22 protein-coding genes are annotated in these 20,918 nt (G+C 67.2%); 11 read left to right on the forward strand and 11 right to left on the reverse strand.

The features are described from left to right. Positions 1-81 precede the first annotated feature (81 nt). Entirely contained in the window at positions 82-1,479 is a 1,398-nt protein-coding gene (locus tag AB0N05_RS12890; RefSeq protein ID WP_364691787.1) for a CoA transferase, read from the reverse strand. A 34-nt stretch (positions 1,480-1,513) separates the two neighbouring features. On the opposite strand from AB0N05_RS12890, the gene AB0N05_RS12895 reads away from it, so the two are divergent. Next, positions 1,514-2,293, forward strand: coding sequence for an alpha/beta fold hydrolase (locus AB0N05_RS12895; RefSeq protein ID WP_364691790.1), 780 nt, complete (start codon positions 1,514-1,516; stop codon positions 2,291-2,293). Between the two features lie 7 nt (positions 2,294-2,300). On the opposite strand, the gene AB0N05_RS12900 is transcribed toward AB0N05_RS12895, so the two are convergent. The 4 genes from AB0N05_RS12900 to AB0N05_RS12915 all read right to left on the reverse strand — a co-directional run bounded on the left by AB0N05_RS12900 (position 2,301) and on the right by AB0N05_RS12915 (position 6,161). After that, positions 2,301-2,681: a DUF2784 domain-containing protein gene (locus tag AB0N05_RS12900; protein ID WP_364691793.1), complete on the reverse strand. Its 381-nt coding sequence runs from the start codon at positions 2,679-2,681 to the stop codon at positions 2,301-2,303. Between the two features lie 19 nt (positions 2,682-2,700). Further along, the gene (locus AB0N05_RS12905) at positions 2,701-3,477 is read right to left on the reverse strand and encodes a class I SAM-dependent methyltransferase (RefSeq protein WP_364691796.1); all 777 of its coding nucleotides are present in this window, start codon (positions 3,475-3,477) and stop codon (positions 2,701-2,703) included. A gap of 402 nt (positions 3,478-3,879) precedes the next feature. Then, positions 3,880-5,343, reverse strand: coding sequence for an SDR family NAD(P)-dependent oxidoreductase (locus AB0N05_RS12910; RefSeq protein WP_364691799.1), 1,464 nt, complete (start codon positions 5,341-5,343; stop codon positions 3,880-3,882). 98 nt (positions 5,344-5,441) lie between these two features. After that, the gene (locus tag AB0N05_RS12915; RefSeq protein ID WP_364691802.1) at positions 5,442-6,161 is read right to left on the reverse strand and encodes an SDR family oxidoreductase; all 720 of its coding nucleotides are present in this window, start codon (positions 6,159-6,161) and stop codon (positions 5,442-5,444) included. Between the two features lie 100 nt (positions 6,162-6,261). Here AB0N05_RS12915 and AB0N05_RS12920 point away from each other — a divergent pair, with 100 nt between their 5' ends. Continuing rightward, positions 6,262-7,134 carry a LysR substrate-binding domain-containing protein gene (locus tag AB0N05_RS12920; RefSeq protein WP_364691805.1) on the forward strand — a complete coding sequence of 291 codons (873 nt, stop codon included), beginning with the start codon at positions 6,262-6,264 and terminating at the stop codon, positions 7,132-7,134. A 122-nt stretch (positions 7,135-7,256) separates the two neighbouring features. Beyond that, complete coding sequence (locus tag AB0N05_RS12925) at positions 7,257-8,534, forward strand: serine/threonine-protein kinase (protein WP_364691808.1); 1,278 nt, start codon at positions 7,257-7,259, stop codon at positions 8,532-8,534. A gap of 4 nt (positions 8,535-8,538) precedes the next feature. On the opposite strand, the gene AB0N05_RS12930 is transcribed toward AB0N05_RS12925, so the two are convergent. The 3 genes from AB0N05_RS12930 to AB0N05_RS12940 form a co-directional block, all read right to left on the reverse strand. Then, positions 8,539-8,970: a hypothetical protein gene (locus AB0N05_RS12930; RefSeq protein WP_364691811.1), complete on the reverse strand. Its 432-nt coding sequence runs from the start codon at positions 8,968-8,970 to the stop codon at positions 8,539-8,541. Between the two features lie 125 nt (positions 8,971-9,095). Next, complete coding sequence (locus tag AB0N05_RS12935; protein ID WP_364691814.1) at positions 9,096-10,628, reverse strand: hypothetical protein; 1,533 nt, start codon at positions 10,626-10,628, stop codon at positions 9,096-9,098. Next, on the reverse strand, positions 10,625-10,840 hold the full coding sequence (locus AB0N05_RS12940; RefSeq protein ID WP_364691817.1) for a hypothetical protein: 216 nt from the start codon (positions 10,838-10,840) through the stop codon (positions 10,625-10,627). Before AB0N05_RS12940 ends, AB0N05_RS12935 begins: the two co-directional genes overlap by 4 nt. A 253-nt stretch (positions 10,841-11,093) precedes the next feature. Between AB0N05_RS12940 and AB0N05_RS12945 the strand changes: the two genes are divergently transcribed. The 3 genes from AB0N05_RS12945 to AB0N05_RS12955 all read left to right on the forward strand — a co-directional run bounded on the left by AB0N05_RS12945 (position 11,094) and on the right by AB0N05_RS12955 (position 13,664). Beyond that, positions 11,094-11,789: a TetR/AcrR family transcriptional regulator gene (locus tag AB0N05_RS12945; RefSeq protein WP_364691820.1), complete on the forward strand. Its 696-nt coding sequence runs from the start codon at positions 11,094-11,096 to the stop codon at positions 11,787-11,789. Between the two features lie 86 nt (positions 11,790-11,875). After that, positions 11,876-13,021 carry an acyl-CoA dehydrogenase family protein gene (locus tag AB0N05_RS12950; protein WP_364691822.1) on the forward strand — a complete coding sequence of 382 codons (1,146 nt, stop codon included), beginning with the start codon at positions 11,876-11,878 and terminating at the stop codon, positions 13,019-13,021. After that, positions 13,005-13,664 carry a TetR/AcrR family transcriptional regulator gene (locus AB0N05_RS12955; RefSeq protein WP_364691825.1) on the forward strand — a complete coding sequence of 220 codons (660 nt, stop codon included), beginning with the start codon at positions 13,005-13,007 and terminating at the stop codon, positions 13,662-13,664. Before AB0N05_RS12950 ends, AB0N05_RS12955 begins: the two co-directional genes overlap by 17 nt. Before the next feature lie 58 nt (positions 13,665-13,722). On the opposite strand, the gene AB0N05_RS12960 is transcribed toward AB0N05_RS12955, so the two are convergent. Continuing rightward, positions 13,723-14,754: a saccharopine dehydrogenase NADP-binding domain-containing protein gene (locus tag AB0N05_RS12960; protein ID WP_364691828.1), complete on the reverse strand. Its 1,032-nt coding sequence runs from the start codon at positions 14,752-14,754 to the stop codon at positions 13,723-13,725. Between the two features lie 148 nt (positions 14,755-14,902). Here AB0N05_RS12960 and AB0N05_RS12965 point away from each other — a divergent pair, with 148 nt between their 5' ends. Then, entirely contained in the window at positions 14,903-15,778 is an 876-nt protein-coding gene (locus AB0N05_RS12965; RefSeq protein ID WP_364691831.1) for an AraC family transcriptional regulator, read from the forward strand. A 108-nt stretch (positions 15,779-15,886) separates the two neighbouring features. On the opposite strand, the gene AB0N05_RS12970 is transcribed toward AB0N05_RS12965, so the two are convergent. Beyond that, positions 15,887-16,810 carry an NADP-dependent oxidoreductase gene (locus AB0N05_RS12970; RefSeq protein WP_364691834.1) on the reverse strand — a complete coding sequence of 308 codons (924 nt, stop codon included), beginning with the start codon at positions 16,808-16,810 and terminating at the stop codon, positions 15,887-15,889. Between the two features lie 162 nt (positions 16,811-16,972). Here AB0N05_RS12970 and AB0N05_RS12975 point away from each other — a divergent pair, with 162 nt between their 5' ends. Further along, positions 16,973-17,365 (forward strand): helix-turn-helix domain-containing protein, encoded by a 393-nt coding sequence (locus tag AB0N05_RS12975; RefSeq protein ID WP_364691837.1) that lies wholly within the window; start codon positions 16,973-16,975, stop codon positions 17,363-17,365. Continuing rightward, on the forward strand, positions 17,346-18,242 hold the full coding sequence (locus AB0N05_RS12980; RefSeq protein ID WP_364691840.1) for an LLM class F420-dependent oxidoreductase: 897 nt from the start codon (positions 17,346-17,348) through the stop codon (positions 18,240-18,242). Before AB0N05_RS12975 ends, AB0N05_RS12980 begins: the two co-directional genes overlap by 20 nt. A gap of 88 nt (positions 18,243-18,330) precedes the next feature. On the opposite strand, the gene AB0N05_RS12985 is transcribed toward AB0N05_RS12980, so the two are convergent. Further along, positions 18,331-19,224 (reverse strand): LysR family transcriptional regulator, encoded by an 894-nt coding sequence (locus AB0N05_RS12985; RefSeq protein WP_364691843.1) that lies wholly within the window; start codon positions 19,222-19,224, stop codon positions 18,331-18,333. Between the two features lie 82 nt (positions 19,225-19,306). Here AB0N05_RS12985 and AB0N05_RS12990 point away from each other — a divergent pair, with 82 nt between their 5' ends. Then, positions 19,307-20,218 carry a DMT family transporter gene (locus AB0N05_RS12990; RefSeq protein WP_364691846.1) on the forward strand — a complete coding sequence of 304 codons (912 nt, stop codon included), beginning with the start codon at positions 19,307-19,309 and terminating at the stop codon, positions 20,216-20,218. Between the two features lie 141 nt (positions 20,219-20,359). Continuing rightward, positions 20,360-20,896, forward strand: coding sequence for a nuclear transport factor 2 family protein (locus AB0N05_RS12995; protein WP_364691848.1), 537 nt, complete (start codon positions 20,360-20,362; stop codon positions 20,894-20,896). Positions 20,897-20,918: the final 22 nt, after the last annotated feature.

Consider the following 20,918-nt stretch of genomic DNA (forward strand, 5'->3'; position numbering starts at 1 on the left):
GCGATATTCGCCAATAATTTTGCGAGGGTGCGTGGATGCACTTACGGGTGTGCGTGCACTCGGATGTGAAGGCCCCTGCGGCTATTCCGAACCGTCCGGTCGGGGAGTCCAACCCGGTGCGTCCGCACCGTATGGCGGGGCGGGCCAGGGGTGGTCCGGGTAGTCCGAAAGTGTGGGCGCGGCGGTCGTCACCGCGTCGTGAGTAACCGCATAGGATGGTGAGGGAGCCTGTGCCGCAGGGTGATCCGCTGTTCGACCGGCCGCTCCGAGCAGCCACGACGCCGTGCGCGCCAAAGCGACCCGCACATCCCGGCCGAGGCCGTCGCGCCCGCGTGACCCGAGCGCGTCCAGCACGCCCGCGGCGAGCAGATACCCGCTCGCGTGATCGAGCGCCTGGGCGGGCAACGCCCCGACGGGCGCTTCGCCGCGGGAATTACGCTGTGCGCCTTCGATGAGAGAAATTCCTGAGGCGGCCTGCACGATGCTGTCGAAACCCCGCCGATCCCGCCACGGACCGCTCGTTCCCCACGCGGAAACTCGGCCGTGCACAATTCCCGGCCGAATTTCTCCGGGACGCACGCCGAGCCGTTCCAAAGCGCCCGGTCGGTAACCTGTGATGAGTATGTCCGCACTGCTGATCAATTCGCGAAAAACAGCGAGTTCGGTACGCAAATCGACTAGGGTGGACCGCTTCCCCTGACAGGTGTCCAGATACTGCCATCCGATCTCGGGCAGCCGCGGCGGATCGATCCGCAACACATCAGCGCCGAGCAATGCCAGGGCCCGGGTCGCCACCGGCCCGGCGATCACGCGCGTCAGATCCAGCACCCGTACTCCCCGCAAAGGCAGCATTTGGGTCGCGGTGGCCGCTGCGATCGGTGTTGTGCCGGTGAAAGATTTGTCCGCTACACCGTCCTCGCGCACTTTCACGGCAACCAACGGTCCCTGCGCACCGGCCTTGCCCTGCGGGCTGTCCGCCCACTCCCGCTCGGTCCGCACCCGCACCGCGATGGCGTCGAATTCGGCCGCGCGCTGCTCGATATCGGCGGCGGACAGCGTCGCGATTCGCGCGACCATGATCTCGCGGGTGGCGTCGGCGGGCAGTTCGAGGGCCGTCAGCAGGCGTTCGCGATGATGCGGATAGTTGGCGTGCGTACGCACCCAGGCGTCCGCACTCTGAAAGAACCCGGAAAGTTCCGCGAAGGCGTCAACCGGGCTTCCACCGAGACGGAACAGTTTCTCGCTCGCGAACGCGGCCGCCACTCGGCCCGGATCGATCGCGCTACGCAGTGGCTGCACTCCGCAGTCCACGCGCCGCCGATCCGCCGCTGCGGCGAAGGCCGCCACCGCCCCGCCCGCCAGCGGCCACACCGGTAGCGTCGCAGCCAGATTCGCGCCGGGTTCGACGGCGGGCATACTCGATCGAGTGACACCGACCCCGGACTCGTAGTCGCCGACCAGCGTCGCGTACGTATCCACGAGTTCGACACTAACGCCCGAAGGAGGCTCCGCCGTGGTGGCAAAACTCACCGGCACAATGTGGCTGCGCGAGTTGCGTTCCGATGCCGACCCCCGAACCGTGCTGGTGTGCTTCCCGCCCGGCGGCGGCTCGGTCACCGCGTATCGCGCGTTCGCGCAGCGGTTCGACTCGGGTACAGCGGTATTCGGCGTGCAGTACCCGGGCCGCCAGGATCGTATCGGCGAAGCGCCGGTCACCGAGCTCGGCCAACTGGTGGACCCGGCCGTACAGGATGTGTTGCGCTGGCCCGCCAGCGTGCCCGTGGCCATCTTCGGGCACAGCATGGGGGCCACGGTCGCCTACGAGGCCGCGCGCAGTCTGGAAGCCGCAGGGCGCTCCGTCTCCCACTTGTTCGTCTCCGGCCGTCCCGCACCGGGTTTCGACGAACCGGGCCGCCTGCACGAGGGCCCCGACGACGGTCTGATCGGGCAACTGGAACTCCTCGCCAACGATCCCGAGCCCGTCCGCATGCTGCGTGCGGAACCCGGCCTCGCCGAACTGGTGCTGCCCGCCGTGCGCGCCGACTACCAAGCGGTCGAGACCTATCGCCATCGACCCGGAGATCCCTTGCGCTGCCCGATCACCGCCATGGCGAGCACCGCCGATCCGACCATGTCGGAGGATCAGGTGGGGGAGTGGCGCGGCTACACCGTCGCCGAATTCGCCAGCGCCACCTTCCCGGGCGGCCACTTCTACCTCGACCTGGACGAAAATGTCTCGGCCGTGGCGCAATTGGTCGCCAGTCGGCTGGCGGGTACGTACTCGCGCAAGTGAAGCGGATTCAGCTCGCGACGGCCGATCTGGCCGCCCGCCGTCGGGACAGGTAGATCAGTCCGGCCCAGCTGATCAGCACGCAGAGCACCACCAGCACGCGAACCAGTTCGAGTGCGCTGCGCGGATACAGCACGCCGGTGATGTAGTGGTCGATGAAGCCGCTCGACGGCAAACCCGCCTCACCGGCCTTGTGCCGCGACCAGTTCTCCAGATCGGTGAGCGGGCATTCGAACCCGAACAGCACCGTGCTGAACCCCCACGCGAACGCCATCAGATGCAGCCAGATCGTTCGCCGCCATCGCCAGGCGATGAACCCGCCCACCACGACATAGGCCACGAAGACGAAATGCACGCTCGCGGTCACATCGGCCAGCAGCCGGTAGATCATGCCACCAGCATAGGAGCCGTCAGCCCAGGTACTCGGATTCCAGCACGAGATCCTTGAGCAGCGACTGATATTCGACGTGCGTGCTGTGCTCGACCGTGCGCCAGCTCGTGCCCTCCTGCTCCCGCATGTAGCGCAGGTAGTCGGGCGCGCCGGGCACCTTCACATTGTCCGCGACCACGACACTGCCGGGATGCAGCCAGCCCGCTTCCTTGATGATCCGCAGATCCGAGAGGTAGACGGACTTCTCGTGATCGATGAAGAGGAAATCGAGTGCCCCCGGCCCGAATCCGTGCTCCTTGCGGAGCTGCTCGACCGTCCCGCCGCCATCCCCGATGCTCCCGACCACCACGCTCACCCGATCCGACAACCCCGCCTGCGCGATGACCGTGCGAGCGATCTCCGCATTGTCGGCATTGAACTCGACCGACACCAGCTTCGCGTCATCCGGCATATCACGCCCGGCCCGCACCGCGCTATACCCGCAGTAAGCCCCGAGTTCGAGCAACAGCCGAGGCTTGGCCCGCCCGATCGCGGCATCCAGAATCAGCCCCTTCTCATCCCCGACATTCACCAACATCGTGTGATTGCGCGCGAAGTCATCGAACGCCGCCAGCACACTGTCCGGATCCCCAACCTTCGAATGCGCGATCACAAAGGCCCGAGCCGCCGCCTCCCGCCCATCCCCGATCTGCCCGGTCCGAATGAACCGCGGCAGCCCCACCGCGAACCGAATCCACGACCACCGCAAAAACGGCAACCGATCCCGCACAACCCCACCGATACCCTTGCCGCCCATAAGGTTCCCCCGCGCTAGAGGTGCTGGTCGGCTAGATTATGGCCCCCGCACAGCTGGTGGGGTAGGGGATTGGCGAGCTAGAACCATACATACACGCCGATATGCGCATCTATATATGTGAGCTTGAGTGCGTCAACGTGGCACAGCAGCGGGGGAGCGGCCATCGAGGCCGCAGTGTGGATCGCAGGCCGTCCGTGGGTTGGAGAACGAAATCCCTGGTCCAGGCGCCGAAGATCCGTCCGCCCAGTCAATGGCAAGGCATTACATATCTATACGTCAATATGCGCATCTCACTATGTGTCATCCTCCAACGAAACCTCACCAACCTTCGTGCCTTACGACCTCAAAAGACGCCAGTGACAAGACGGGGTTGACCCCTGCGTAAGGGTCAACCCCGGGGGGTCACCAGTTGGAGGGCTCGTAGTCCTTGAGGAAGCAGCCGTAGAGTTCGTCGCCGTCTTCGCCGCGCACGATGGGGTCGTAGACGCGGGCGGCGCCGTCGACCAGGTCGAGGGGGGCGTGGAAGCCTTCCTCGGCGAGGCGGATCTTGGTGTAGTGCGGGCGCTCGTCGGTGATCCAGCCGGTGTCGACGGCGGTCATGAGAATGCGGTCGGTGTCGTACATTTCGCGAGCGCTGGTGCGAGTCAACATGTTCAGGGCGGCCTTGGCCATATTGGTGTGCGGGTGGCCGGGGCCCTTGTAGCCGCGCGCGAAGACGCCTTCCATGGCGGAGACGTTCACGACGTACTTGCGGTCGGCGGCCGCGGCGGCCATGGCGGGGCGTAGTCGCGAGATGAGGATGAACGGCGCGACCGAATTGCACAGCTGCACTTCGAGAAGTTCGGTGGCGTCGACTTCGCCGACGGCCTGCACCCAACTATTGGTGTGTGCGAGGTCGGGGACGAGACCACCGGCGTCGATGGCGACGCCCTGCGAAATGCGTTCGGGCGTGGCCGAACCCGCAACGAGCGCGAGATCGGTGATATCAGCGGCGGTGAGGTTCGGGGTGAGCGAGGCGGTGAGCGCGGTCGGGTGCGCCTGCATGGTCTTGCCGAAGCTGATCACATCGGGCAGTTCGCCCGCGGGCAGCGGACCGTTCTCGGCTTCGACCAGTGCGCTGTAGGCACCGGCGGAGCGGCGCACGGTCTGCGCGGCATTGTTGATCAGGATGTCGAGCGGGCCTTGTGCGGCGATGTCGTCGGCGAGCGCAACCACCTGCGCGGGGTCACGCAAGTCGATGCCGACGATGCGCAGCCGGTGCAGCCAGTCGGCGCTGTCGTGCTGGGCGGCGAAACGCCGGATGGCGTCATTGGGGAATCGGGTGGTGATGGTGGTGTGCGCGCCGTCGCGCAGCAGCCGCAGCGCGATGTACATGCCGATCTTGGCGCGGCCGCCGGTGAGCAGGGCGCGGCGTCCGGTGAGATCGGTGCGGGCGTCGCGCTTGGCGTGGCTCTTGGCCGCGCAGTCGGGGCACAGCTGGTGGTAGAAGGCGTCGACGCGGGTGTAGCGCTGCTTGCAGATGTAGCAGGGCCGCGGCTTGAGCAGGGTGCCCGCGGTACCGGCCTCGACGTCGGTGGCCGAGCTGATCGGGATGCCCGCGGTCTCGTCGTCGATGCGATTGGGCGAGCCGGTGGCGGTGGCGGCGACGACCGCCTTGTCGGCGGTCGCCACCGCGTCGCGGGCTTCGATGCGCTTGCGCTGTTTGAACTTCTTGAACATGTGGCTGACGGCCCGTTGCACGGCCACCGAATCGGGATGGTCCTTGTCGAGTTCACCCGCTTGTTCCAGGACGCGCAGGCAGACTGCCAGCTCGTCGGGGGCGATGGCCGTGAGGTCGGGGGTTACCGGGGTCGTATGAGCGGCCATCGGGAAGCGGGGTGATCCTTCGTGTGCGGGGCGGTTGACCTGACCATTGTCGCATCGTGGAAGTGGGCGGCCGGTCGAGGGCTAGGACACGGGCCGGTTCAGGCCAGGACCGCACCGCCGTCGAGGGTGAGAATGGTGCCGGTCGCGTGCGGTTGGGTGAGCAGGTAGAGGTAGGCGTGGGCGATCTCGTCGACCTCGCCGATGCGGTGCAGGGGAGTGGCGGCGGCGGTGTCCCGGTAGAGCTGGTCGCGGATTTCCTCGGGGAAGGAATCCCATAGTGGTGTGCGCACGACGCCGGGCATGACCGCATTGACGCGAATCGGGGCGAGTTCGACCGCGAGCGCGCGGGTGAGGCTTTCGACCGCTCCGCACAGGCTCGAGGTGACGCTCGATCCGGGTATGGGCCGGGGTCCAGCTGTTCCGGTGGTGAGGGTGATCGAGCCGTCCGGTCGCAATCGTGGCAGGGCGGCTTGGATGACGGTGAGTGCGCTGAAGTACCGCAGCTGGAAGAACTTCTGGGTGTCAGCGATATCGAGTTCGGCCAGGGGGGAGAGCAGGAGCGCTTCTCCTGCGGTGTAGACGAGGTGGTCGAGGGGGCCGAGCTGTTCGAACAGTGCGTGGATCTGTGCGCTGTCGGTCAGGTCGGCGACGAATCCCTGTGCGCCGGAGGGCAATCCGTTGACCGCGTGGTCGACGCTTGTCTGGCGGCTGGAGACGACGGTGACTTTCGCGCCCTGTTCGGCGGTGGCTCGTGCGACGGCGAGCCCGATTCCGGAGGTGCCGCCGAGTACGACGATGTGCTGTCCTGCCAGGGTCATGACCGGTCCTATCTGTCGAAAACTGTCCCTCTCACCTTGGTTCCGAGCCCTGGCGTACGTCCAAGACCTATGTGCGCCGCTGTAATACCCTGAAGGCATCATGAACGATCTGGATCTCCGCAAGCTCCGCTATTTCGTTGCCGTGGCCGAGCACCTGCATTTCGGCCGGGCCGCGCAGAAGCTGTTCATCGCGCAGCCGGTCCTGTCGCGCCAGATCCGTGCGCTGGAAAACGAGTTGGGCGTACAGCTTTTCGTCCGAGACCGGCGCTCGACGGTCCTCACCCCCGCAGGCGAACAGCTCCTCGCCGATGCGGTCCCACTGCTGTCGGGAGCACAAGCCCTGCAACGCAGGGTGATTCGCGCAGCCCAGGACGCCGACACCTTCACAATCGGTTTCATGCCGGGCCTGATCGTGACCGCCCTGGTCCGTGCCCTGACCGACCGCCACCCCGAGCTGACCGTGAATCTGGTCCGCACCACGTGGGACGACCAGACAGCGGTCATCCATGACGGCCGAGTGGACGTGAGTTTCGTTCGCCTGCCGATCGATTCGGAGGGCTTGGAGGTCCGCCCTCTGCATACCGAACCGCGCGTCGTAGTACTCACGGCCGACCATGCCCTGGCAGGCCGGTCCGAAGTCGCCGTCGCCGACCTGGCCGACGAACATCTGCTCCAGCCACCGGATCTGGTCCCCGAATGGCGTGACATCGCCACCGAACTACGCTCACCCCGCCCCCGCGTCCCGGATTTCCACAGCGTCGAGGAGAAGCTCGAACACGTCGCCGCGGGCCATGGCATCGCCTTCCTGCCGCTCTCGGTAGCCACTTTTTACAGTCGCCCCGACCTCACCCATCTACTGGTCCGCGATATCGCTCCCAATCAGGTGAGCCTGGCCTGGAGTCCCGCCCGGCGCACCCCGATCCTGGACGAATTCATTGCTCTCGCTGTGAATCCGGGTCCATCGGAAAGATGACTGGGTTGCGTAAGTTGTCGGTCCGGTCGAGCGATGGGTGCGGCGGTGGTCGGTGCGGCTGGGTAGGCTCTGGCCGTTGTGACTCGGGGACTGCGCCGGGCCGCGCTTGGTAGGAGGTATGCGTGCCGCTGGTGCACGGGGATGTGTTGGCCGGGTACACCCTGGATCGGGTGATCGGTGTGGGCGGGATGGGGAAGGTATATCTGGCTCGGCACCCTAAGGTGGATCGAGATGTGGCGCTCAAGGCGTTGCACGAGGATTTCGCCGTGCGGCAGACGGCGCGGGCCTGGTTCGCGCTCGAGATCGCGTTGCTGGCGGGGCTGGAGCATCCGAATATCGTTGCGGTGTACGACCACAGCGCGGTCGGGGACGAACACCTGTGGTACGCCATGGAGTTCGTGTACGGCATCTCCGCGGCGCGGCTGGTGCGCGAGGGCGGGGCCTTGCCGGTGGCGCGCGCGGTCGACTGGGTGACCCAGGCCGCCCGGGGTGTGGACCATGCCCATGCGGCGGGGATGCTGCATCGCGATATCCGCCCGGCGAACCTGTTGGTGGAGATCGATGACGAGGACCGGGATCTGGTGCTGGTCACCGATTTCGGGATCGCGCGCTCCCTCGATGGCACCGCGACCGATGTGACGTCGTCCTTCGCGTATGCCGCGCCGGAACGGTTCTCCGGGATGATCGATCAGCGGGCGGACGTGTACTCCCTCGGTTGCACGCTGTACGAATTCCTCACCGGCCGACCGCCGTTCCCGCTCACCGATCCGGCGGCGGTACTGGCCGCGCACCGCGACGAGACGCCGCCCGCGCCGAGTTCGGTGCGACCCGGCCTGCCCCCGGTGTTCGACCGGGTGATCGCGACCGCGCTCGCCAAGGATCCGGCCGCGCGGTATGCGAGCTGTGGTGCGCTGGCCGAGGCCGCACAGCAGGCCCTGGCCTCTTTGAACAAGCCACTCGCGGCGTCGACCATCCCGATCACCGCGGGACTGGGAGGCCGTCGGTTCCCGAGGCCGTTGACGGTGGGTGCGGCGGCGGTCTGCGTCGGCACCGTCGCTTTGCTCGCGATCATGATGTTCAACGACTCGGACAGCTCGGACGACGCGGTGGCGGCGCGCCCGGCCGCGACCAGCACAGCTTTGCCCACCACCACAACGTCCACTTCGCTTGCGCCGCAGCCGCCATCCACGCCCCCGCCACCCCCGCCGCCATCGGCGGAGGACATCACGGCCGCGGCCCGCGCCCAATGCGGCGGGCGGCTGCAGATGGTGCAGGACTTGGGCGTGGATGGCGCGATCGGTGCGCTGGTGGAAGCACCGGAGTGGGCATTCACCTCGCCGCCCGATCAGGCGATCGCCATCGAGGCGATTCGACTCGCCGGTGCCGGGGAGTGCGGTTAACGACTCAGGACACGAGGCAGGCGGGACCGGTCTTGGTACCGGTCCCGGCAGTCGCGGTGACGGTGAAGGTGGCGTCGGAACCGAATTCCTGGCCGGTGATGGTGTGCAGGCCCTTCCAGCGCGGGTACCAGGTGGTGGTGCCCTTGCCGCTGGAGTCGGTGACCACGCCGATCGGATTGAACGAGAGCCAGTAGCCGTCTTCGGGCTTGTTGTCGGTGTTCACGTCCTTGAGCGACACCGAGGTCCCGGGTGCCGCGGTCACGGTGACCGTGTACGAGCAGCCGACTCCATAGGAGGTCGAGCTGCCGAAACTCAGGCCCGACGCGATATCGATACCGGTGATGGTCGCTCCGGCGGTCGGTGCCGCGAGGGCGAGCGCGGCGGCCGCGGCACCGAATACGGCCACCCTGCCGACGATCTTGTGTGCTTCGAACATGACCAATAGGCCTTTCTCACAACGGGGTTCCCGCGACAAGCGTCGCGGGCCGCAGGAGACGTTACGCGAAGGCAACGACCTCGCCGACTCGAACTTTGTGCGCGTCGGCGAGGTGATCGGCCGGGCTATGTGGTTGTCGCGCCGACGGGTTCGAGTTCCCCGGCATCACCGTCGCGCCCGAGTTCGCGGGCGCGTTCGGCGAGCAGTGCGAGCAGCCGCGCCGGAATTTCGGCGCGGACTTCGATCAGGGCCCGCCACACCACATCCGGGGTGTCCGGGCTGAGCGCGGCGAGGAATTCCTCGAGATCGTCCATGCCGTCGATGATTTCCAGCACCCGAGCGCGTCCCTGCGGATCCTGAGCCAGCGCGACATCCACCAGAGTGTGGATGGTGTCGCTGCGCGAGGCGGTGAGCACCGCGGTGAGCAGCTGCTCACGCGTCAGATCGCCGATGCACGACGCCAGCACGGGCTTGACCGAATCGGGCAAGGCATCCACCAGAGGCAATGCCTGCGACCACAATTCGTGCTCGGCGGTGCTGGCGATGACCGCGCGCAGCACCTCTGGCTCCTGCATGATCGGCAGCGCGGTCATGCGGCGGCGGTTCTCCTCGGTCATCGCCAGCGCCACCGGGATCAGCGCATCCCACAGCCCGGCCGTATCGGCCTCGCGAATGAGTTCGGCCAGACGCTCATCGGTCTTGTCGCCGACACGCGAGGCCACGAAGGCCAGCTGCGCCTCGGGCAGGTGCGCGGCCAGCGGCAGCAGGTTGAGCCACTGCCCGCCATCGAGCGCGGTATCCATGACCGCGGCCAGCACCTCTTGCGCATGCACGGCCGGGCGTTCGGCGAACAAGCGCAGGCTGTCGTGGCTCATGGCGCTGGTGATCGGCAGCAGCGTGGCCCAGGCATCGAGTTCGTGCACCGCGCCGATGAGCGCATCGAGGACCTCATCGCCCAATCCCGCAGTGATATCGCCGATCCAGGCCCGATTGTGCGGTGCGATGGAATCGAGCAGGTCGATGCCCTCGGCCCACATGTTCTGCACATAGGCCGCGCGGATCACCCCCGGCACCCGATCGGCCACGATGTGCAGCACCTTGTCGATGGCCGACTTGTCCTCGAGCAGGAATCCGATGCGCAGCAGATCCACATCGCTCATCACCGGTGCGGCCGCCCGCAGCGCGGGTTCGGGCACCACATGCACGAACCGGCCCATGGTGATGTGATCGCCGCGCGCGAGCAGCTCGCGCGCCACGTCCTCGACCATCTTGGGCGGCACCGCGGCAATGATGGCGGCGGTGCGGCGCGGATCGAGCTGCACCGAGCATTCGGCCAGGAACCGCGACGGCAGCGATTTGGCGATATCGATGGCCCGCCCGGGATCGACCGCGCTCGCGGTCGCCGCGCACAGCACCGGCCCGAACGCCCGCTCGGCCATCTTGGAACTGATCGCCACCGGCACCAGCTTGGAGGCGGCGGCAATCCCCTTGAGCCGCTTGGCATCACGATCGAAGAGCAGATCGGTGGCACGCTCACGGAATTCGCGAATCGCGGCGGGCGGCAGATCCACCAGGAAGTCGAGTTCGGTCGGATCCGAAATCCCCAGCAGGCGTGCGAGCTTGGTGGTTTCGGCAACGGCGACGAGATGTTCGCTCACAGACCCAGTGCTTTCTTGACGGCCGGGCGCATCAGGCGCGGCACGAAGTCGAGGGAGGTGCTGATGGCGGCGTCGAGGTTCTGCGCGCGCTGGGTCAGGGCGGTGTTCAGGAGGCGGTCGAGTTCGGCGAGGTCGGCCTCGGAGAGCCGGTCGAAGGCTTCGGGCAGGGGAGCTTGCAGGGTGGCGGCGAGCTGACGGGCTGCGTCTGACATCGGCCTCTTTCGGGTTCGGCGTCACGTATCGACTGGGTGATACCGCCGATACGCGCCGGAACACCCCCACCGTGCCCCGGTGCGTACCGGCAGTACGCAATCCGATACTGGCAGTACGTTTCGTACTAAATCAATCCCGGACGGTTGACCTAGACTGTGGCTTCGGTCACGTGACCGGCGGGTAACAAGCGGTTTCGGGGTGGATTGGGCAGGGGGAGTGGTGCGTACCGGCGGTACGTGTACGCTCCGATTCGTGGCTCGAAACAGCGCCGGAGCGGCCCCGCGGACGGTGACCCGCGACGACATCATCGATGCCGCGGTCCGGGTGATCGACCGGGACGGCCCGCGGCCCAGCATGGACGACATCGCCCGCGAGGCGAACATCACCAAACCGCGGCTGTATCGCCAATTTGCCGACAAGGGCGACCTTTTCACCGAGATCGCCGCGCGCATGTCCCGGCAGGCCTTCGCGGCCGCGGGCACCGATATGACGCTCATGCTGCAACCGCCGCGCACCTCCCTGCGCACCATGTTCACCCACTACGCGCAGGGAATCCTGGAGCACCCCAACGTCTTCCGGTTCCTGGGCCAGGCACCGGTGATCCAGCAGGCCGGAGCCGGTGTGCTGCAACTGGATCTGGGCCGCGACGCCGCCACGAGGCTGTCCAAGATGGCCCGCTCGGTGGCCGAGGCGGTGCCCCTGGACACCTCCGGGCTGGACTATCTCTCGCGCGCCCTGGTCGGGGCGGTCGTGGCCATCACCGATCTGTGGCTCACCGATTCCGATACCCCGACCCAGGCGCAGACCGCCGAGTTCATCGAGCAGGCGAGCGAGCTGGCCTGGGGTCTGATCGATGGATTCCTGCGCCGCCAGGGCATCGAGGCCGATCCCGACACGCCGATCTTCACCACCCTGGCCGAGGTGAACCAGTCTCGTTCCGCCGATTGACGCATTGTTGACACGCCGCCAATAGCCGTGCACCCTTGTCCTCGAGGCGCAACCGCGCGCCCGCACGCACAGCGAAGGAACATTCGATGGCACGCCCCGCATGGAGCGACGACGAGGTCGAGGCGGTACGAGAACTCGCGAGCACCTTCTTCGAGAAGGAGGTGGTGCCGCACGAGGAGAAGTTCATCGCCCAGGGGCATCCCGATCGCGCGCTGTACAACCGGGCCGGTGAACTGGGCCTGCTGTGCGCGGCCATCCCGGCCGAATACGGCGGCGGAGGCGGCACATTCGCCCACGAGGCCGCCATCATCGAGGCCCAATGCCATCTCGGCGACGGCGCCATGGGCATGCCCGTGCACTCCTCGATCATCGCGCCCTACATCAACGAGTTCGGCACCGACGAGCTCAAGGCGCGCGTGCTGCCCAAGGCGGCCAGCGGTGAGATGGTGCTCTCGATCGCCATGACCGAACCCGGCACCGGCTCGGATCTGCAGAACATCAAGACCCGCGCGGTCCGTGAGGGCGACGAATACGTCATCACCGGCTCGAAGATCTTCATCTCCAACGGCTGGCTCTGCGACGGCATCATCATCGCCGCCAAGACCGACCCGAGTCTGGGCGCGGCCGGTGTCTCGCTGATCTTCGCCGAGGTGGGCGATGACGTCCCCGGCTTCAAGCGCGGGCGCATCCTGTCCAAGATCGGCGGCAAGGGCCAGGACACCGCGGAGCTGTTCTTCGACGAACTGCGCGTGCCGGTGTCGAACCTGCTCGGCACGGCCGAGGGCCAGGGCTTCTACCAGATGATGCAGATGCTGGCCCAGGAACGACTGGTCACCGCGATCATGGCCGTCGCCATGACCGAGAAGGCCGTCGAGCTGACCATCGACTACACCAAGGGCCGTGAGGCCTTCGGCAAACCGCTGTTCGCCATGCAGAACACCCGCTTCGAACTCGCCGAATGCGCCACCATCGCCAAGGTCGGGCGCGTCTTCCTCGACGACTGCATCACCAAACACCTCACCGGTGACCTCGACATTCCCACCGCGGCCATGTCGAAATACTGGTTGACCGACCAACTGGGTAATGTGGTGGATCGCTGCCTGCAGTTCTTCGGCGGCTACGGGTATATGACCGAATACCCGATTGCCCAGCTGTACACCGGCGCCCGGGTTCTGCGGATCCTCGCGGGCGCCAACGAGGTGATGAAGGACCTCATTGCCCGCTCACTCTAACACCACGATCGAGCCGGCCCCGGCCGACGACCCCAGGTCGCGGCGGCGCCGGCTCGAACCGGACGAACGACGCGCGCAGATTCTGACGTGCGCCATCGACATGTTCGGAGAACGGCCGTACGCGGCCGTGTCCACCGCCGAGCTCGCCCAGCGCGCCGGCGTGGCACGCGGACTGATCAATCACTACTTCGGTAACAAGCGCGACCTCTACCTCGCGGTCGTGCGCCGAATGGTCACCCTGCCACGCCCGGAGGTACTCGGCGCGCCCGCCGGGACAACGCTGCGTGAACGCATCGACGCCAGCGTGGAATGGCTGCTCGACACCATCGGCGAGCACGGCACCACCTGGGTGAAGGTCACCGGTCTGGAAGGCATCGGCGACGACCCGGAGGTGCAGCGCATCCTCGACGAGGCCGACAGTGCCGCCGCCGACCGCGTCGTGCAGATGATGGGGTTGTCCGATTCACTGCACAGTGAGCAATTGCGGGCGCTGGTGCGGTGTTACGGGGGGCTGGTCAAGGCGGCCGGGCGGGAGTGGATCGTGCGCGGGTCGCTCGATCGTGCTCAAACCCACGCGCTGCTCGCCGACACGCTCACCACGCTGATCACCCAGTCGTTCCCGAAGGTCAACGGGACCAACTGAACCGACTATCCGAGTGAACTGCCTGCCGGGCCGCCGAAATATCGGCGGCCCGGCAGTGTCAGTTCTGTTCGACGGCCCAGCTCACCTCGCGGGTGGTGAGGTAATTCAGGAAATCGGTGGGGTCGAAGGCCTGCGCGGGGGTGAGTGCGCCGGGTTTGGCTGCGCCGGAGGCGAGTCGGCGGGCGGCCTCCACCGCGATGACCGCGGTCAGGCCATAGCCGTCGGGGCCGCTCACCCAGCCGCGCGCCCGGCTGCCGTCCGCACCCACCGCCTCGGCCAGCATGAGCCAGCGCGATGCGCGGCGCTCGGATTCGGTGAGTACCTCCGGAATCGACTCCACCACATCGGGAGTCAAGGCCTGGAACAGGTCGCCGACCACCGATCGGACCGCGCTGCGCACCCGGCGAGTGCGCACATGGCGGGGGATCGTGATGACGCCGGGCAGGGCGAAACCGTAGACGGGGACCGCAGAGTCCTCGCCCGGCGGGATAACCGGTGCGGGGTGCTCGCCATCGGATTCGTGCCAGTCTCCGTCGGTGTAGTGCAGCGGACCGTCCGCGAAGATGGCGGCCATGGAGCGGGCGGTGCCGCGCGAGGCCGCGCCCGGAAGTCGCAGGTCGGCGATGAGCATGTCCTCGAGGGGGGCGTTCACGCGGGCGGCGGTCACTGCGGCGATGAGATCGCCCGGACCCCCGTCATCGGCCATCGCCGGGACGAGCGTGACCCCGGCCTGCGCGGCCGGTTCGTCGAAGGTGTCCAAAATCGTTCGGATATAGCGCTGTTCACCGGTGGTGTCGACATAGTGGCAGGACGCGGCGATCGCCGCGCGCACGACCGGCTCACCCCAGAGGGTGAACGGACCGGCACAGTTGACCACGGCGGCGCAATCGTCGAATGCGGCGGTGAGTGCGTCGATATCGTCGAGTCCCGCGACTCGCACCTCGGCATCGGGGACACCGGCGGCCAGCGCCGCCGCACGCAATCGGGCCGGGTCACGCCCGACCAGGACAGGGACGAAACCACGGCGATGCACCTCGGCGACCGCGAGACCGCCGGTGAATCCGCTGGCTCCGTACACGGCAATTCTCATGGCAAACAACTCCATTGCAGGTTCGGACGAGCCGCGCATCGGGCTCGCAAACCACGCTAGGAACAACAAGTCGGACGATCCATGCGCGATGGTCCGGTCTAGATACTCAATCGTCCGGCCATATCGATTTCGCCGGTACGGTTGAGGCGTGGACATTCTCAGCGACGCGGTCGCCGCCATGCGCGTGGGCATCCCGCATTCCAACCGCACCGAGGTCCGCGCGCCGTGGCATCGCGAATTCCCGGCACAGGACGGCGCGGGATTCCATGTGGTGCTGCAGGGTTCGGTCTGGCTCACGCCCACCCAGGGTGAACCGATCCGATTGCAGGTCGGCGATGTCGTGTTCCTGCCGCGCGAACTCGGGCACGCCATCGGCGACACCCCGGGCATCGGTATAGACCGTCAGGCGACGACACAGCCGGGGGAGACGACCGTATTGCTGTGCGGGGCATACCGTCTGGACCAGTCCCGAGCGCATCCGCTGCTGTCCGAGCTGCCCGATATCATTCACCTGCCCGCCCGCATCGGACGTCATCCGGCCCTGCGCGGCGCGATCGATCTGCTCGGCTACGAACTCGACACCGACGCGGATTCCGGCGCCATCGGACCACTGCTCGCCGTACTGCTGCTGTATCTGCTGCGTGCCTGGTATGACGATCAGCCCACCGGGACGGGTTGGGGTGCGGCACTGCGTGATCCCGCCGTGCACGCAGCACTGCAAGCCATCCACCGCGATCCCGCCGCCCCCTGGACGGTGAAATCGCTCGGTATCGAAGCCGGATTGTCCCGCTCGGTCTTCGCACAGCGTTTCACCGCCACCGTCGGCACCGCCCCGCAGTCCTACCTCACCTGGTGGCGCATGACCCTGGCCGCCCGCATGCTCCGCGACACCGACGCCCTGCTGCGCGTCATCGCCGAAAAGTCCGGCTACACCTCCGAATACGCCTTCGCCGCGGCCTTCAAACGCGAATTCGGGGTAGCGCCCGGCCGCTACCGCAACACCGCCGTTCCCGAGGTCGCGTGAGCGGCCGCTCGCCCGCCGTCGGCACCCCCTCCGGCCGGATAGCCGCGGTGGCCGATCCGACCGGGGGGTGATTCAGCATCGGCGGCGATGGCCAGGGCTGAGCCGAATTCAGTTGGGCAGCAGCACGAGTCGTCCGCGCACCCCGCCCTTCTCGAAGCGGGCGTGCGCGGCGGCGGCTTCGGCGAGCGGATAGGTTTCGGCCACCCGCAGCGTGAGCCGCCCGGCCTCCACCAGTTCCACGAGTTCGGCCAACCGCCGTCCATCGGGGGCCTGCTGAACCGTGCTCACGGTGATATCGCGCTCCGATTCCGGGGCGACGGGCGGCAGCAGGGCGATGAACCGGCCGCCATCGCGCACCACGGTGATCAACGACGGGCCCAGCAGGGCAGCATCGATCACGGCGTCGATCCGAACCTCGCGCAGGCGTTCGGCCAGCGACTCGTCCCGGGCGATGAAATCCGTTGCGCCCAAGGACCGTACGAGATCCGCATCGCCCGCACCGGCCACCGCGATGACTCGCGCGCCGGACGCCGCGGCCAATTGCACCGCATACCCGCCGACGCCACCGGCGGCTCCCGTGACCAGGACGGTGTGCCCCGCCTGTGCGTCGGCGGCGCGCACCGCGGCGTCGGCGGTGATGCCGTTCAGCGGAAGTGTCGCCGCCGCAACGAGATCGACGCCGCGCGGCGCGGAAGCCAGGACATCGGCGGGCACCACGACGTAATCCGCGTAACTCCCGACCGGATCGGCGAGCCACGGAATCAGCCCGATCACCGGATCTCCGAGGGTCGAATCAGTGACCCCCGCGCCGAGTTCCGCGACCGTCCCGGCGAATTCGATTCCGGGCACATAGTATTCGCGCGGCGGCAGGAATGCCGCGAACGCACCCACCCGCGCCCCGATATCGATCGGATTGACCGGGCTGGCACCAACTTTCACCAGCACCTCACCCGCTCCGGGTGAGGGCACCGGCGTCTCGATCGACCGCAGTACCTCCGGCCCACCGAATTCTTGGATAACAACAGCACGCATTGGAATGCTCCCGAGTATGCGAAGGGTTGGAACATCCACCGGTGAATCACCTTCGGCCGGCTTCATGACCAGCGGCCGAGGGCGTGCACCCACCGTATGGCGGGCCGCTACCCCGCAGCCAGTAGGTACCGAAAAGTTCCTAGCTCACCCCCGGGAGCCCAGATGACCACCATGAATGCCGCCCAACGCCGCGACCAGCGCAAAGCCGAATACAACGCCTTCATCGCGCAATGCCCCACCAACCGCATGCTCGACACCATCAGCGACAAATGGACCTGCCTGGTCATGGCCGCCCTCGCCGACGGCCCTCACCGCTACGGCGAACTCGGCGACACCGTCGCCGCCATCAGCAACAAGATGCTCACCCAAACCCTGCGCACCCTCGAACGTGACGGCCTCGTGCACCGCCAGATGACCGCGCAGGTTCCGGTACGCGTCGACTACACCCTCACGCCCATGGGCCTGACCCTCATGCCGATCCTCACCCAGCTCAAGGAGTGGTCCGAATCCCATATGGACGAGGTGTTGTCCGCGCGTGCGGACTTCGACCGCTGATCCGGGAATGCGCGGCGATTCCGGCATGTTGGGCGCAGGTATGGCAACGCATGATCTAGGACGAATCGGTGTCTGGCAGGCATATCCGGTGGCGACTCCGGAAGGTGTGGCAGAGCTCGAACAGCTCGGTTACGGCACGCTCTGGCTCGGCGCGTCGCCCTCGCCGGACTGGGACGGCTTCGAAACACTGCTGGCCGCCACCGAACACATCACCATCGCCTCCAGCATCGTGAACGTGTGGGCATCCTCGGCCAAGACGGCCGCCGAGAACTTCCACCGCCTCGAGGCCCGCTACCCCGGTCGCTTCCTGCTCGGCATCGGCATCGGCCATCCCGAGCACGACAGCGCCTTCACCAAACCCTATGACGCCCTGGTGAATTACCTCGACGAACTCGACGAGGAAGGAGTCCCGAAGGAACGTCGCGCCCTCGCAGCGCTCGGCCCGAAGGTGGCCACACTCTCCCGCGATCGCACCGCCGCCGCCCTGCCGTACCTCACGGTCCCCGAGCACACCGCCAGCCTGCGTGCCCTCCTCGGCCCCGACGCCCTGATCGCCACCGAGCACAAGGCGCTCCTCGACGACGACCCCGACAGCGCCCGCGTCAAGGCCCGCACCACCGTCGGCTTCTACCTGGGCCTGAGCAACTACACGAACAACCTGCGCCGCTTCGGTTTCACCGACGAAGACCTCACCGCCCCGGGCAGCGATCGCGTCGTCGACGCCCTCGTAGCCCACGGCACCCCCGAATCCGTAGCCGATCAACTCACCGCCCACCTGCGCGCGGGTGCCGACCACGTCGCAGTCCAGGCCCTCGACCACGACCCCCTCCCCGCTCTGCGCACCCTCGCCCCGCTACTCACCGAGCGCGCCGGCTAGTCGAACAACCGACTTCACCCACTTTTCCACGTCTTCACCCCTGCAATTGCGTGGGCAAAGACGAGGAAAACTGGGTGAAGTCAACGACTTACAGGGAAACCTGCTCACCCTGTGCTGCTACTTGGGTGAGTAGTTCGACCGTGCGTCGAGCGGCGGGGTGCTGGGCCAGGGAGGCGCGGACCGCGAGGCCGATGTGGCGGATCGGGGTCGGGTCGGTCAGTGGGCGGGCAACCAGCCCTGGGGGGAGATCGAGGGTGGCCAGACGGGGGAGGACCGTGATGCCGATACCGGTCGCGACGAAGGACAGGGCCGTGCGGTAATCGGGGGTTTGGACTTGGAAGTTCGGGAGGATGCCTGCCTGAGAGCAGGCGTCGAGGAGGATACGGCGGCAAGGGCCGTCGGCGGGTTCATTGTCGATCCAGGGGCGGTCGGCGAGCGCGGACAGGGGTATCGCGGCGTGGTCGGCGAGCGGGTCGTCGCGGCCTAAGGCCACTACATAGGGGTCGGTGGCCAGGCGGTGTGTGCGCACGTCCGGCGGTGGTGGGGTGGTGGGGTCCTCGATGAAGATTTCGATATCGCGGCGGCCCGTCCCGACGTCGGAGATGCGCAATTCCAGTCGCAGGTCGGCGAATTCGGTGCGCAATGCCTCGACGATCGGGGGTAGCCAGGTGGCGCTGACCGAGGGCACGTAGCCGAGGGAGAGACTGCCGACTCGACCCGCACGCAGGTCGCCGACGACACCGTCGAGGCGGCCGAGCTCGTCGAACAGGCGCTCGGAGGCGGCGGCCAGCGCGCGCCCCGCCGCGGTCGGTTCGATGCCGCGGCCCGCACGCTCCACCAATTGCAGGCCGGTCTGGCGTTGCAGCGCGGCCAACTGCTGACTGGCCGCGGACGGCGTGTAGCCCAAGGCCGACGCGCTGGCCCGCAGGGAACCGGTGGCGATCACAGTGCGCAGCAACTGCAATCGGGTGATGTCGAGCATCCCCGGAGTGTACAGCTGAACTTAACAATCATGCTCGAACGTTCGCTTGTGCTGTCCTATGGTTGCCGGTGACGATGACCGGGTGAGCATCGAAGTCCGTCAAACCATCACGGCCCCCACGCGCGCCGCCACCGATCTGCCCAGTGCCGCTGCCGCTTCGGTCGCCGTCGTGCTGTGGGCCTCGGCTTTCGTCGCCATCCGCGATGCGGGATCGAGCCTTTCGCCCGCCCCGATGGCGTTGCTGCGCCTGGCAGTCGCGGCGGTAGCGCTGTCCGTGCCGATGCTCGCGCGCCGCGACAGCCTGCGCGCCATCCCACGTGCCCGCACACCCCTACTGCTGATCACCACCTATGCCGTCCTATGGCTGGCGGGCTACACCGTCGCCCTCAACACCGCCGAACGCCACATCGACGCAGGCACCGCAGCACTACTGGTGAACCTGGCACCCCTACTGGTCGCCTTCGGCGCGGCAATCCTGTTCAAAGAGCGCCTGACTCGCGGCCTGGTCCTCGGCGCACTGATCTCCCTGGCCGGTGTCGCCATCATCGCGGGCGGCAGCGGCAGCGGCCACCTCGACTTGGTCGGTGTCCTGCTGTGTGTCCTCGCCGCCGTGCTCTACGCCGCCGGAGTCCTGGTCCAAAAACCCGCCCTGCGCTACACCGACCCGCTCACCGCGATCTGGCTGGGCTGCGTCATCGGCACCATCGCGCTGCTCCCCTGGGCACCGCAACTGATCACCGAACTCTCCACCGCCCCCACCCACACCCTCGCCGACGCCCTCTATCTCGGATTGTTCCCCACCGCACTGGGTTTCACCGCCTGGTCCTACGCCCTACGCCGCACCGACGCCGCCCGCCTCACCGCCACCACCTACGCCGTCCCCGCCGTCTCCACCCTCCTGTCCTGGCTACTCCTCGCCGAAATCCCCACCCCCTGGGCTCTGCTCGGCGGTGCCGTCTGCCTACTCGGCGTAGCGATCTCGCGACGGAGGTGAGCTCCGGCATGCTAAGCCCGGCTTTTCGCGCCCGGTTGCCTTTCCCGGCGCGTGACCGGTTGGCGAGCACGAACTCCCGGTCAGCGGGAGGCGCGTCCGGAGCGTCTTCCGCACCGGTCCCGGGACTGCTAAGCAAGCCGTATGACTGAAGCACATATGACTAATCCGCATACTCCGACCAAGAAATGGAGCAAGGAGGAGATCGAGGACGCCCTCATCGATTTCATCGAAGACTCCACCACCACCTGGGTCTCCGGGGACATCGCCGCCTGGGCCGACTGGTACGCCGAGGACGCCGTCTTCCGCGATCTCGGCATGGGCTACGAATCGGGTGTGGAACTGCACGGCCGCACCGCAATCCGCGAGCAGTACATCAAGAACCGCGACCATTTCCCCGGCGGCCAGGTCCAGTACTACCCCTGCCCCTGGTACATCATCGACGAGGACCGCGGCCTGGTCCTCATGGAATGGCGCTGCCGCATGACCGACCCCGGTGACGGCTCCCTCCACGAAGAACCCTGCTACACCCGCCTCATCTACGGCGGCGACCGCCAATGGTCCTTCGAGGAAGACATCTACAACCCGGTCCGCATGGGCGAGATGATCGAACGCTGGCTGGCCATCTACGTCGAACACCACCCCGGCCCCCTCCCCGAGAAGTCCTCCCTCGCACTCTGATTCACCGCGGCGCCCCGGTTCG

Origin of the sequence: Nocardia sp. NPDC051030 (genome assembly GCF_040683015.1) — a bacterium.
In the GTDB taxonomy this organism is placed as follows: Bacteria; Actinomycetota; Actinomycetes; order Mycobacteriales; family Mycobacteriaceae; genus Nocardia.

Coding starts and splice junctions, on each gene's coding strand:
- AB0N05_RS12915 (WP_364691802.1), bottom strand. CDS start 6,161: ATGACCCTGGCAGGACAGCACATCGTCGTACTCGGCGGCACCTCCGGA.
- AB0N05_RS12970 (WP_364691834.1), bottom strand. CDS start 16,810: ATGCGTGCTGTTGTTATCCAAGAATTCGGTGGGCCGGAGGTACTGCGG.
- AB0N05_RS12930 (WP_364691811.1), bottom strand. CDS start 8,970: ATGTTCGAAGCACACAAGATCGTCGGCAGGGTGGCCGTATTCGGTGCC.
- AB0N05_RS12940 (WP_364691817.1), bottom strand. CDS start 10,840: ATGTCAGACGCAGCCCGTCAGCTCGCCGCCACCCTGCAAGCTCCCCTG.
- AB0N05_RS12900 (WP_364691793.1), bottom strand. CDS start 2,681: ATGATCTACCGGCTGCTGGCCGATGTGACCGCGAGCGTGCATTTCGTC.
- AB0N05_RS12975 (WP_364691837.1), top strand. CDS start 16,973: ATGACCACCATGAATGCCGCCCAACGCCGCGACCAGCGCAAAGCCGAA.
- AB0N05_RS12985 (WP_364691843.1), bottom strand. CDS start 19,224: ATGCTCGACATCACCCGATTGCAGTTGCTGCGCACTGTGATCGCCACC.
- AB0N05_RS12950 (WP_364691822.1), top strand. CDS start 11,876: ATGGCACGCCCCGCATGGAGCGACGACGAGGTCGAGGCGGTACGAGAA.
- AB0N05_RS12910 (WP_364691799.1), bottom strand. CDS start 5,343: ATGGCCGCTCATACGACCCCGGTAACCCCCGACCTCACGGCCATCGCC.
- AB0N05_RS12920 (WP_364691805.1), top strand. CDS start 6,262: ATGAACGATCTGGATCTCCGCAAGCTCCGCTATTTCGTTGCCGTGGCC.
- AB0N05_RS12960 (WP_364691828.1), bottom strand. CDS start 14,754: ATGAGAATTGCCGTGTACGGAGCCAGCGGATTCACCGGCGGTCTCGCG.
- AB0N05_RS12995 (WP_364691848.1), top strand. CDS start 20,360: ATGACTGAAGCACATATGACTAATCCGCATACTCCGACCAAGAAATGG.
- AB0N05_RS12905 (WP_364691796.1), bottom strand. CDS start 3,477: ATGGGCGGCAAGGGTATCGGTGGGGTTGTGCGGGATCGGTTGCCGTTT.